This window comes from Erwinia tracheiphila, from assembly GCF_021365465.1.
In the GTDB taxonomy this organism is placed as follows: domain Bacteria; phylum Pseudomonadota; class Gammaproteobacteria; order Enterobacterales; family Enterobacteriaceae; genus Erwinia; species Erwinia tracheiphila.
In genome coordinates, this window is record NZ_CP089932.1 from 1705759 (window position 1) to 1718330 (window position 12572).

General features: G+C 51.1%; 11 protein-coding genes. All 11 read left to right on the plus strand.

Features of this window, described 5'->3' with window-relative positions; genetic code table 11:
- Positions 1–131: 131 nt before the first annotated feature.
- The 11 genes from sucA (at position 132) to tolR (ending at position 12557) form a co-directional block, all read left to right on the plus strand.
- Positions 132–2939, plus strand: coding sequence for a 2-oxoglutarate dehydrogenase E1 component (gene sucA / locus LU633_RS08975; protein ID WP_016191958.1), 2808 nt, complete (start codon positions 132–134; stop codon positions 2937–2939).
- Positions 2940–2953: 14 nt separating this feature from the next.
- Positions 2954–4174 (plus strand): 2-oxoglutarate dehydrogenase complex dihydrolipoyllysine-residue succinyltransferase, encoded by a 1221-nt coding sequence (gene odhB / locus LU633_RS08980; protein WP_016191959.1) that lies wholly within the window; start codon positions 2954–2956, stop codon positions 4172–4174.
- Between the two features lie 103 nt (positions 4175–4277).
- Positions 4278–5444, plus strand: a complete 1167-nt coding sequence (gene sucC, locus LU633_RS08985) for an ADP-forming succinate--CoA ligase subunit beta (protein WP_016191960.1) — start codon at positions 4278–4280, stop codon at positions 5442–5444.
- Positions 5444–6319: a succinate--CoA ligase subunit alpha gene (sucD, locus tag LU633_RS08990; RefSeq protein ID WP_016191961.1), complete on the plus strand. Its 876-nt coding sequence runs from the start codon at positions 5444–5446 to the stop codon at positions 6317–6319. The genes sucC and sucD overlap by 1 nt, the downstream gene beginning before the upstream one ends.
- A gap of 162 nt (positions 6320–6481) precedes the next feature.
- Positions 6482–7179 (plus strand): IS1 family transposase gene (locus LU633_RS08995; protein WP_233482013.1). Its coding sequence is split into 2 segments (ribosomal slippage): positions 6482–6731 and positions 6731–7179, totalling 699 coding nucleotides; the frame shifts between segments, so codons are not numbered across the junction.
- Positions 7180–7702: 523 nt separating this feature from the next.
- A complete protein-coding gene (gene cydA, locus LU633_RS09000) occupies positions 7703–9289 on the plus strand; it encodes a cytochrome ubiquinol oxidase subunit I (protein WP_016191962.1) in 1587 nt (528 codons plus the stop codon).
- Positions 9286–10425 (plus strand): cytochrome d ubiquinol oxidase subunit II, encoded by a 1140-nt coding sequence (gene cydB, locus LU633_RS09005; protein WP_016191963.1) that lies wholly within the window; start codon positions 9286–9288, stop codon positions 10423–10425. The genes cydA and cydB overlap by 4 nt, the downstream gene beginning before the upstream one ends.
- 15 nt (positions 10426–10440) lie before the next feature.
- Complete coding sequence (gene cydX, locus LU633_RS09010; protein ID WP_016191964.1) at positions 10441–10551, plus strand: cytochrome bd-I oxidase subunit CydX; 111 nt, start codon at positions 10441–10443, stop codon at positions 10549–10551.
- A gap of 484 nt (positions 10552–11035) precedes the next feature.
- Positions 11036–11440: a tol-pal system-associated acyl-CoA thioesterase gene (ybgC, locus tag LU633_RS09015; protein ID WP_016191965.1), complete on the plus strand. Its 405-nt coding sequence runs from the start codon at positions 11036–11038 to the stop codon at positions 11438–11440.
- On the plus strand, positions 11437–12120 hold the full coding sequence (gene tolQ / locus LU633_RS09020) for a Tol-Pal system protein TolQ (protein ID WP_016191966.1): 684 nt from the start codon (positions 11437–11439) through the stop codon (positions 12118–12120). The genes ybgC and tolQ overlap by 4 nt, the downstream gene beginning before the upstream one ends.
- Before the next feature lie 8 nt (positions 12121–12128).
- Positions 12129–12557 (plus strand): colicin uptake protein TolR, encoded by a 429-nt coding sequence (gene tolR, locus LU633_RS09025; protein ID WP_016191967.1) that lies wholly within the window; start codon positions 12129–12131, stop codon positions 12555–12557.
- The last annotated feature ends 15 nt before the right edge of the window (positions 12558–12572 follow it).

A 12572-nucleotide genomic window follows, 5' to 3' on the forward strand; every position in this document is an offset into this window, starting at 1 on the left:
ATGAACTTTCAGGCTGCGTTTCGTTTTTGCGAAATACAGTCGAGGGCAAGCCGCTTATGCGGTGCGGAACGGTGACTTCGTTCCTTTAAATAACCATGGCGAAAAAAGCACAAAATGCTTAAGGGCTCACAATGCAGAACAGCGCGATGAAACCCTGGCTGGACTCCTCTTGGCTGGCTGGCGCGAATCAGACCTACATCGAGCAACTCTATGAGGATTATTTAACCGATCCTGACTCTGTTGATAACGCTTGGAGATCCTTGTTTCAGCGGCTTCCGGGGCAAGGTGTTAAGCCCGAACAGTTCCACTCTTCCACCCGCGAATACTTCAGACGCCTGGCGAAAGATGCCACTCGCTACACGGCTACCGTCAGCGATCCCGAGATCAATGCCAAACAGGTCAAAGTTCTCCAGTTAATCAATGCCTTCCGCTTTCGTGGCCATCAACAGGCTAATCTCGACCCGTTAGGACTGTGGAAGCAGGAAACAGTGGCGGATCTCGACCCGGCATTTCACGAGCTGACACAGGACGATTTCGAGGAAACCTTTAACGTAGGCTCCTTCGCGTTCGGTAGAGATACTATGAAGCTGTCGGATCTCTACAGCCTGCTCAAGCAGACATACTGTGGCTCCATTGGCGCGGAATATATGCATATCACCAATACCGACGAGAAGCGCTGGATCCAGCAGCGCATCGAATCGGTCGCGGGCCAGGCATCGTTTTCCGACGCGGAGAAAAAGGGGTTCCTGAAACAGCTCACCGCAGCAGAAGGTCTGGAACGATATCTGGGCGCGAAATTCCCCGGCGCAAAACGTTTCTCTCTGGAAGGCGGTGATGCGCTGGTGCCGATGCTCAATGAAATGATCCGGCACGCGGGCAATAACGGCATTCGCGAAGTAGTACTGGGCATGGCCCACCGTGGTCGTTTGAACGTGTTGATCAATGTGTTGGGTAAAAAGCCGCAGGATCTGTTTGACGAGTTCTCCGGTAAGCACAAAGAACATCTTGGAACTGGTGACGTTAAATATCACATGGGTTTTTCATCCGATGTCGAAACCGATGGCGGCATGGTGCATCTGGCGCTGGCGTTTAACCCGTCACATCTTGAGATTGTCAGCCCGGTAGTGATGGGGTCTGTGCGTGCCCGCCAGGACAGGCTCGACGAGCAGGACAGTCGTGAGGTTCTGCCGATAACCATTCACGGTGATGCAGCAGTGATCGGACAGGGTGTGGTACAGGAAACCCTGAATATGTCACAGGCCCGGGGTTACGAAGTGGGCGGCACCGTGCGTATCGTCATTAACAACCAGATTGGTTTTACCACGTCGAATCCAAAAGATGCCCGGTCAACACAATACTGCACTGACATTGGCAAAATGGTGTTGGCCCCCATTTTCCACGTCAATGCTGACGACCCTGAAGCGGTTGCTTTTGTTACCCGCCTGGCGCTGGATTTCCGTAACACCTTTAAACGCGATGTTTTTATCGATCTGGTGTGTTACCGCCGTCATGGTCATAACGAAGCCGATGAGCCAAGTGCGACTCAGCCGGTGATGTACCAGAAAATCAAAAAGCATCCTACGCCGCGTAAGCTTTATGCTGACCGCCTCGAACAGGAAAAGGTAGCCAGCCTGGAAGATGCCACGGAAATGGTCAACCTGTATCGTGATGCGCTGGATAGGGGCGAATGCGTGGTGTCGGAATGTCGTCCACTCAGTCTGCATTCTTCCACCTGGTCGCCGTTCCTTAATCACGAATGGGATGAGAGCTATCCGTCCACCCTTGACCCGAAACGTTTGCAGGAGCTGGCAAAACGTATCAGCCAGGTCCCTGATGCCATCGAAATGCAGTCACGCGTGGCAAAAATTTATAACGACCGTGCTGAAATGGCGGCGGGAAATAAGCTTTTCGACTGGGGTGCCGCGGAAAATCTCGCCTATGCCACGCTGGTGGATGAGGGGGTCTCGTGCCGACTTTCTGGTGAAGATATGGGGCGTGGCACGTTCTTCCATCGCCACGCGGTCATTCACAATCAGTCAAACGGCTCGACTTACACCCCGCTACAGCACGTCCACAATGGTCAGGGCACTTTTAAAGTGTGGGATTCTGTGCTGTCGGAAGAGGCGGTACTGGCTTTTGAATATGGTTATGCCACCGCTGAACCGCGTACCCTGACTATTTGGGAAGCGCAGTTTGGTGATTTTGCCAACGGCGCGCAGGTCGTTATCGATCAGTTCATCAGCTCCGGCGAGCAGAAATGGGGCCGGATGTGTGGCCTGGTGATGTTGCTGCCGCATGGCTACGAAGGGCAGGGGCCGGAACACTCTTCCGCACGCCTTGAGCGCTATCTGCAACTCTGCGCGGAACAGAACATGCAGGTCTGCGTGCCATCGACGCCCGCGCAGGTTTACCACATGCTGCGTCGCCAGGCGCTGCGCGGGATGCGCCGTCCGCTGGTGGTGATGTCACCGAAATCACTGCTGCGTCATCCGCTGGCCGTCTCTTCCCTCGATGATCTGGCAACTGGTGACTTCCAGCCCGCAATCGGCGAGATCGACGATATTGATCCGCAGGGTGTTAAGCGTGTGGTGCTTTGCTCCGGCAAAGTCTATTACGACCTGCTGGAAAAGCGTCGTAAAAACGAGCAAACCGATGTGGCTATTGTGCGCATTGAACAGCTTTATCCGTTCCCGCACAAAGCAGTACAGGAAAAGCTGCAGCCTTTCTCGCACGTACACGATTTTGTCTGGTGCCAGGAAGAGCCGCTTAATCAGGGTGCCTGGTACTGTAGTCAGCATCATTTCCGCGAAGTGGTGCCATTCGGCGCTTCATTACGTTATGCCGGTCGTCCTGCTTCCGCTTCCCCGGCAGTAGGCTATATGTCCGTTCACCAGCAACAGCAGCAAGATCTGGTCAGCGACGCGCTGAACGTTAATTAATTAAAGGAAAAATAATGAGTAGCGTAGATATCCTCGTTCCCGACCTGCCTGAATCCGTTGCCGATGCCACCGTGGCAACCTGGCGCAAGAAACCAGGTGATACCGTCCAGCGTGATGAAGTGCTGGTTGAGGTTGAAACCGATAAAGTGGTGCTGGAAGTTCCGGCATCTGCTGACGGCGTGCTGGAAGCCATCCTGGAAGATGAAGGTGCGACCGTCATGTCACGTCATAAACTGGGACGTCTGAAAGAGGGTAACAGCGGCGGTAAAGAAAGTTCTGCCAAAGCTCAACAAAAAGAATCCACGCCAGCTCAACGCCAGACCGCCTCGCTGTCTGATGAAAGCAACGAGGCGCTCAGTCCGGCGACCCGTCGTCTGATTGCCGAACATAGTCTTGATCCGCAAGCAATTAAAGGCACCGGTGTCGGCGGTCGTCTGACCCGCGAAGATGTTGAAAATCACCTGGCGAAAAAACCAGAAAGCGCTGCTAATCAGTCAGCAAAGGCTATTGCCGCGCCGGCGTCTTCTCTGGCGGGCCGCAGTGAAAAACGTGTGCCAATGACCCGCCTGCGCAAGCGCGTGGCCGAGCGTCTGCTGGAAGCGAAAAACAGCACTGCGATGTTGACGACTTTCAATGAAGTCAATATGCAGCCGATCATGAGCCTGCGTAAGCAGTATGGCGAAGCGTTCGAAAAGCGTCACGGCGTGCGTTTGGGTTTTATGTCTTTCTACCTGAAAGCGGTGGTTGAAGCACTGAAACGCTTCCCAGAAGTGAATGCTTCTATTGATGGTGATGATGTGGTTTACCACAACTACTTCGATGTCAGCATTGCGGTATCCACTCCGCGTGGTTTGGTGACGCCGGTACTGAAAGATGTTGATGCGCTGGGTATGGCCGACATTGAGAAAAAAATCAAAGAGATGGCAATAAAAGGCCGTGACGGGAAGCTGACCGTCGAGGAGCTGACCGGCGGTAACTTTACTATTACCAACGGTGGCGTATTTGGTTCGCTGATGTCCACGCCAATCATCAACCCGCCACAGAGTGCCATTCTGGGTATGCATGCGATCAAAGACCGTCCGATGGCCGTCAACGGTAAGGTGGAAATCCTGCCGATGATGTATCTGGCGTTGTCTTATGATCACCGCCTGATTGACGGCAAAGAATCGGTCAGCTATCTGGTGGCAATAAAAGAGCTGCTGGAAGACCCGTCTCGCTTGCTGCTGGACGTTTAATTCCTGTCAGATGCGGCAGAAACCGCATTTGTTCCTGTGTATGGTCGACCATTTTTCCCTGATGGCATCGGCCACGTTTTCCGATCTTAATGGACAGAACACCATGAACTTACACGAATATCAGGCAAAACAGTTGTTTGTACGGTACGGCTTACCGGCACCAACTGGTTATGCCTGCACCACGCCACGTGAAGCAGAAGAAGCCGCCTCCAAGATTGGTGCCGGTCCGTGGGTAGTGAAATGTCAGGTTCATGCCGGAGGCCGCGGCAAAGCGGGCGGTGTGAAAGTGGTTAAAAGCAAAGAAGAAATCCGTGCGTTTGCCGAACACTGGTTGGGCAAACGCCTGACCACTTACCAGACCGATGCCAACGGCCAGCCGGTTAACCAGATTCTGGTGGAAGCGGCAACCGATATCGACCAGGAACTGTATCTGGGAGCGGTAGTCGATCGCAGCACGCGCCGCGTGGTGTTTATGGCTTCGACGGAAGGTGGCGTTGAGATTGAAAAAGTTGCGGAAGAAACCCCGCATCTGATTCATAAAATGGTGCTGGACCCGCTGGCCGGTCCTCAACCTTATCAGGGTCGTGAGCTGGCCTTTAGGCTGGGTCTGAGCGGCAAGCAGGTTGGGCAGTTCACCAAAATCTTTATGGGACTGGCAACGCTGTTCCTGGAGCGCGATCTGGCACTGGTTGAGATAAACCCACTGGTGATCACCAAACAGGGCGATCTGATTTGCCTAGACGGCAAACTGGGTGTCGATGGCAATGCCTTGTTCCGCCAGCCTGAACTGCGTGAAATGCGCGATCCAAGCCAGGAAGATTCCCGTGAAGCGCATGCGGCACAGTGGGAACTGAACTATGTGGCACTGGAAGGCAATATCGGCTGTATGGTCAACGGTGCGGGCCTGGCGATGGGTACCATGGATATCGTTAAGTTGAGTGGTGGCCAGCCGGCGAACTTCCTCGACGTGGGCGGCGGTGCGACCAAAGAGCGCGTAACAGAAGCATTTAAGATCATCCTGTCGGATGATGCGGTAAAAGCGGTATTTGTAAACATCTTCGGCGGCATCGTACGCTGCGATCTGATTGCCGATGGCATTATCGGCGCGGTGGCGGAGGTTGGTGTTAACGTACCGGTAGTGGTGCGTCTGGAAGGAAACAATGCCGAGCTGGGTGCCAAAAACCTGGCGGACAGCGGTCTGAATATTATTGCAGCAACCAGCCTGAGCGACGCGGCGCAGCGCGTTGTTGCCGCAGCGGAGGGGAAATAATGTCCATTTTGATCGATAAAAATACCAAGGTAATTTGCCAGGGCTTCACCGGTGGCCAGGGAACGTTTCACTCTGAGCAGGCGCTGGCTTACGGGACGCAGTTGGTTGGCGGCGTAACACCGGGCAAAGGCGGTACCGAGCATCTGGGCCTCCCGGTGTTCAATACCGTGCGCGAGGCTGTGGAAGCGACCGGCGCAACGGCATCGGTTATCTACGTTCCGGCACCGTTCTGCAAAGACGGTATTCTGGAAGCCATTGATGCGGGTATCAAGCTGATTATCACCATTACTGAAGGCATTCCGACGCTGGATATGCTGACCGTGAAAGTTAAGCTGGATGAAGCGGGTGTGCGAATGATTGGGCCGAACTGTCCTGGCGTTATCACGCCGGGCGAATGTAAAATCGGCATTATGCCGGGTCACATCCATAAACCCGGCCGTATCGGTATCGTTTCCCGTTCTGGTACCCTGACCTATGAAGCCGTTAAGCAGACCACGGATATTGGCTACGGCCAGTCTACCTGTGTTGGTATCGGCGGTGACCCGATCCCAGGCTCCAACTTTATCGATATCCTGAAATTATTCCAGGACGATCCACAAACCGAAGCGATTGTGATGATTGGCGAAATCGGCGGCAGCGCAGAAGAAGAAGCGGCCGCCTTTATCAAAGAGCATGTCACTAAGCCAGTTGTGGGTTACATCGCGGGTGTGACCGCGCCGAAAGGTAAGCGTATGGGCCATGCCGGGGCGATCATCGCCGGTGGCAAAGGTACAGCAGACGAGAAGTTTGTTGCACTGGAGGCCGCAGGGGTGAAAACTGTGCGTAGCCTGGCAGATATTGGCGATGCGGTGAAAGCAGTCCTTCCACCCAGGTGATATTACATTGACTGTCTCACGGCCACCTTCGGGTGGCTTTTTTTTGGGGCGATTAAATTTTTGGAAGGGAAGGAAATAAATAGTTCAGCGGTATTTTCGTTCAAAATCTGGTCGTGACGCAGACTTGCTGATCACGTATGCTTTGCGCTTTGGATGTAACATATGGCTAAAGTTGATGTCGTCTGCCCTCAGTGCAATGAAACTCATGCTGTACGATGTAACGGACATTCAGCATCCGGTGCCCAACGTTACATCTGCAAGCATTGTTCAAAGACCTTTCTGCTCAACTTTAGCTACTCCGGTGCCAAACCAGACACACACCAGACCATTGTTAATATGGCCATGAATGGTTACGGATGTCGCGATACCGCACGGGTTCTCGGTATCAGCCTCAATACGGTTCTGCGGCACGTAAAAAAATTTCGCCAAAGCAGGTAGCTGAGAATATCGACCCCGAAACGGAGATTGTTATCTGCTGTGAAGCCGGTGAACAATGGTCTTACGTGCGGTGTAAAAGCAATCCCCGGTGGTTGTTCTATGCTTATGACCGTATCCGCAAACGTGCTCTGGCCCACGTCTTCGGCCCGAGAAATGCCCCGCCCCTGCGACGATTGCTGGCCCTGTTAAGCAAATTTAACATTGCCTTTTATATGACAGATGCGTGGCCGGTTTATAAAGTTCTGTTAAGTGCAACAAGCCACGTGGTGAGCAAGAAATATACCCAACGGACAGAACGACATAATCTTAATCTTCGCACACATATCAAACGACTGACCCGCAGAACAATTTGCTTTTCGAAGTCAGAGGAAATGCACGATAAGATCATCGGTTGGTATCTTACTCTTCATCATTATCAATAAATCTGCGTCACGACCCAAAATCTGCCTGTTTAGTGTTTTAATTAAATTTAAATAACTTGGTAAGTTATTTAATTAAAATTTTCATATATACTTTATAAATTAATAGCATTTCACGCTAATTTAGAGCCATGTTTTAACAATGGTATTTTCAGTTTTCTTTTGGATCTGCTTGCATTGTTCATAAATAGAAAATAATCCAGAATGAATTATTACTGCTGGATTAGAAATGCAATTTTCGATTTAATTGTCTTCTATCAAAAAATACTGCTGCCATGCTCGTTAGAGATTTTTTTGATAAAAAATCGATAAAATGATGGTGAGTTATTTGTTAAATAACCGCGTTTATATGCTCTTTATTATAAGTAATTCTGTAAATTTAAATTTTTTGTTAAATACAATAGCGCATTTATTTAATTAACACGATGACGGGATCTATTTCTGAAAAATACTGGCACTGACCGGTGTATTTCCTGCGAGTGGGAACACTGAGTTATGGCCCTCATGCGAGGAGCAAGGAGTTAAGATGTTTGATGTTGTCGAGCTGTCGCGATTACAGTTTGCGCTTACAGCGATGTACCACTTCCTGTTTGTCCCGTTAACGCTGGGTATGGCGTTTCTGCTGGCGATAATGGAAACAGTCTACGTGCTGTCAGGGAAACAAATTTATAAAGATATGACCAAATTCTGGGGGAAGTTATTTGCGATTAACTTTGCTCTTGGAGTGGCAACCGGGCTGACCATGGAGTTTCAGTTTGGCACTAACTGGTCTTATTATTCTCATTACGTCGGCGATATTTTTGGTGCACCACTGGCGATTGAAGGTCTGATGGCCTTTTTCCTCGAGTCGACATTTGTTGGCCTGTTCTTTTTTGGCTGGGACCGGTTGAGTAAAGTGCAGCATCTGGCGGTGACCTGGCTGGTTGCTCTGGGGTCGAACCTTTCTGCGTTGTGGATTCTGGTGGCCAACGGCTGGATGCAAAACCCGGTGGCCTCGGAATTCAACTTTGAAACGATGCGGATGGAAATGCTCAGTTTTTCCGAGCTGGTTCTTAATCCGGTTGCTCAGGTTAAATTTGTCCATACCGTTGCGGCGGGCTATACCACGGGAGCCATGTTTATCCTGGGCATTAGTGCTTATTACCTGCTGCGTGGGCGCGATATGGCGTTTGCCAAACGTTCTTTTGCAATTGCAGCAAGTTTTGGCATGGCGGCTGTGCTCTCAGTGATCGTGCTGGGCGATGAATCCGGCTACGAAATAGGAGATGTGCAGAAAACCAAACTGGCGGCGATTGAAGCTGAATGGGAAACACAACCTGCACCGGCCGCATTCACCCTTTTTGGGATCCCCGATCAGGAGAGTCAGCAAAACCATTATGCGGTTCAGGTTCCCTGGCTGTTGGGGCTGATTGCCACCCGCTCAGTTGATAAGCCAGTTATCGGCCTGAAAGACCTGATGGCAAATCATAAAGTGCGTATACGTAACGGAATGGAGGCGTATCAGCTTCTCGAAGAGTTACGTACTGGCAGCACCGGGCCTGACGTACGCGCGGCTTTCAATGAGAAAAAGCAGGACCTGGGTTACGGGCTGCTGTTGAAGCGTTATACCCCTAATGTGACCGATGCCAGCGAAGCGCAAATCTTTCAGGCGACAAAAGATTCCATTCCGCGCGTTGCTCCGCTCTATTTTGCTTTCCGCATTATGGTGGGGGCAGGGATAGTAATGTTATTGATCGTTGGCTGTTGCTTCTGGACGGTGCTCCGTAAACGCATAGGTAAAAATCGGTTCCTGCTGAAATGTGCCCTTTATGGCATCCCGCTTCCCTGGATCGCCGCAGAGGCTGGCTGGTTTGTGGCCGAATATGGCCGGCAGCCGTGGGCAATTGGTGAAGTGTTGCCCACTGCAGTGGCAAGTTCATCATTGACAGCAGGTCAACTGCTGTTTTCATTGGTACTGATTTGTGGCCTGTACATGCTGTTTCTGATTGCTGAAATGTATTTGATGTTCAAATTTGCACGGCTGGGGCCGAGCAGTCTGGAAACGGGCCGTTACCACTTTGAACAGTCTGACCTGGCAACGAATCACAGTGCTGGCACAGGAGCGTTAAAATGATTTCGTATGAGCTACTGCGTTTTGTCTGGTGGGTACTGGTGGGCGTTTTGCTTATCGGATTTGCGGTCACCGACGGGTTTGATATGGGGGTCGGTATGTTGAGCCGCATTCTTGGTCGTACCGATAACGAACGTCGCGTAATGATCAACAGTATTGCCCCTCACTGGGATGGTAATCAGGTCTGGCTCATCACCGCGGGTGGTGCACTGTTTGCTGCATGGCCGATGGTTTATGCCGCTGCTTTTTCCGGTTTTTATGTTGCGATGATCCTCGTCCTTTCATCCTTGTTCTTCCGCCCTATAGGTTTTGATTATCGCTCAAAGATTGCTGACAAACGCTGGCGTGGGATGTGGGATCTGGGCATTTTCGTTGGTAGCGCTGTGCCTCCTCTGGTGTTTGGCGTGGCATTTGGCAACCTCTTACAGGGCGTTCCTTTCCATGCTGATGCGTATTTGCGGTTGTTTTACACCGGCAGTTTCTTTCAGTTGCTGAATCCGTTTGCATTACTGGTAGGGGTTATCAGCCTGACCATGATCCTGACCCAGGGGGCTACCTACCTACAGATGCGCACCGTGGGAGAACTGCATATGCGTTCTCGTGCGGCGGCGCAAATCTCTGCGCTGGTGATGATGGTTTGCTTTGTACTGGCTGGTGTCTGGGTGGTGTATGGCATAGAGGGTTACGTTGTGGTTTCCACCCTGGATCACAATGCAGCGTCAAACCCCCTGAACAAACAGGTTGTACGTCAGACCGGTGCCTGGCTGGTCAACTTTAATCAGACACCCCTGCTGTGGAGCATTCCTGCACTTGGCGTGGTTCTGCCGCTGTTGACCGTGTTCTGTTCACGTTTTGAAAAAGGTGCACTGGCCTTTGTTTTTTCTTCCCTGACGCTGGCTTGTGTCATCGCCACGGCGGGAGTGGCCATGTTTCCGTTCATCATGCCGTCCAGTACCGTACCTGACATCAGCCTGACCATGTGGGATACGACATCCAGTTTTCTGACGCTAAAAATTATGGCCGTAACGGCAATTATTTTTGTGCCCATTATCCTGGCTTACACCGCCTGGTGTTACTACAAAATGGCCGGTCGTCTGACCAAAGAGCAGATTGAGGCCAACACCCATTCTCTTTACTGACAGAGGAGCTTGACCATGTGGTATTTTGCCTGGATTCTCGGGACGTTAATGGCTTGTGCTATCGCGATTATCACTGCACTGGTGATCGAACATGTCGAAGACAGCGAAATTAAAGAAAAATCGTGATGGGCCGCTCGGCCTACCTGCTTCTCGTCACATGATTAGCAAGAATCTGTTGAGGGTACTTTCCTGATTCTGGCCCCCTCACTGGCAAGATGTATTCTGCTGCCCACGTCTTTGCCAACATGCGGCAGGGCGCTTGAAATCTGGTGAGAACTACTGCTTGCCCGCGCTCACTGCTTCAGGATCGCTTATGGCAATGGGGAGTAGTTGTGCAGGCAGACCATTTTTCTTTTTACTCGCAGACTACTTGCTGCAAATGGGTTCTTTTTTATTTTATTCTTTCTGGCCGGGCTGACTTCCCGGCTTTTTTATGCCCGTAACACCTTTTTCCACTTCTATTTTTGTCAATATTTGTTTAAGAACTATCCTGGTATCTGCAAAGTTGTTTCGAAAGGATAATTATTTACTTTAGCGTCTGGCAATCCATTCCAAAGGCGTATTCTCTTGCGTATAGTAGCAACGTTTAAAAGCATTGCCGGGATGTAAAGTGAGTACAACGCTGTTTCGATGGCCGGTTCGTGTCTATTACGAAGATACCGATGCTGGTGGTGTGGTTTATCATGCCAGCTATGTTGCTTTTTATGAGCGAGCACGTACTGAGATGTTGCGCGAGCACCATCTCAATCAAAGCGTCCTGCTGGAACAGCGGATTGTGTTTGTCGTGCGTCGGATTACGGTTGATTATCTTGCCCCAGCCCGCCTTGATGACTTTCTCGAGGTGCAGAGTGAGGTAATTAAAATGACCAGAACGACCATGACCTTTGCACAACGTATAGTTAATGCACAGGGCCGACTCCTGAACGAAGCAGAAGTTCTTATCGCCTGCATCAATCCACATCTGATGAAGCCTGTTGTGCTTCCCAAGTCTATTGTCGCGGAGTTCAAGCAGTGACTGACATGAATGTTCTTGATTTGTTTCTGAAGGCCAGCCTTCTGGTTAAACTTATCATGTTGATTTTGATCGGCTTTTCAATTGTCTCCTGGGCTGTAATTATCCAGCGTACGCGCATTCTCAATGCTGCAGGGCGCGAGGCCGATGCGTTCGAAGACAAATTCTGGTCGGGTATTGAGCTTTCACGTCTTTATCAGGAAAGTCAGGCCCGCCGCGACGAACTTGCCGGTTCAGAACAAATTTTCTACGCGGGCTTTAAAGAGTTTGCCCGATTGCATCGCGCGAACAGCCATGCGCCGGAAGCCGTGGTGGAAGGGGCGACACGCGCCATGCGGATCTCTTTCAACCGCGAACTGGAAACGCTGGAAACACATATTCCGTTTTTGGGTACCGTGGGTTCAATCAGTCCCTATATTGGCCTTTTCGGTACCGTATGGGGGATTATGCATGCTTTTATCGCGCTGGGTGCGGTAAAACAGGCAACCTTGCAGATGGTTGCCCCGGGCATTGCAGAAGCGCTGATTGCTACGGCTATCGGGCTGTTTGCTGCCATTCCTGCGGTCATGGCCTATAATCGGCTGAATCAGCGGGTCAATAAGCTTGAGCAGAATTACGATAACTTTATGGAAGAGTTTACGGCTATTCTCCATCGTCAGGCCTTCTCCAGCGAGTCAAGGTAGGGGGTTGCATGGACAGAAAACGTGGTCGCGGTCGCCGCGAGCTGAAGTCCGAAATAAATATTGTTCCTTTACTGGACGTACTATTGGTGCTGCTGCTTATTTTTATGGCAACAGCGCCGATTATCACTCAAAGCGTGGAAGTCGATCTGCCGGACGCAACGGATTCAAAAACCGTTTCCAGCGATGATAATCCGCCTGTTATCGTTGAGGTGGCAGGCGTGGGACAATACAGTCTGGTGGTCGATCACTATCGGATGACGCAGCTGCCACCTGAGCAGGTTGTTGCTGAGGCACAGCGTCGCATAGAAGCCAATCCTAAGGCGGTATTTCTCATCGGCGGCGCGAAAGATGTCCCTTATGATGAAATTATTAAGGCGCTGAACCTGCTACATCAGGCAGGCGTGAAGTCTGTCGGCTTGATGACGCAGCCGATTTAAATTATTCGAACCGTT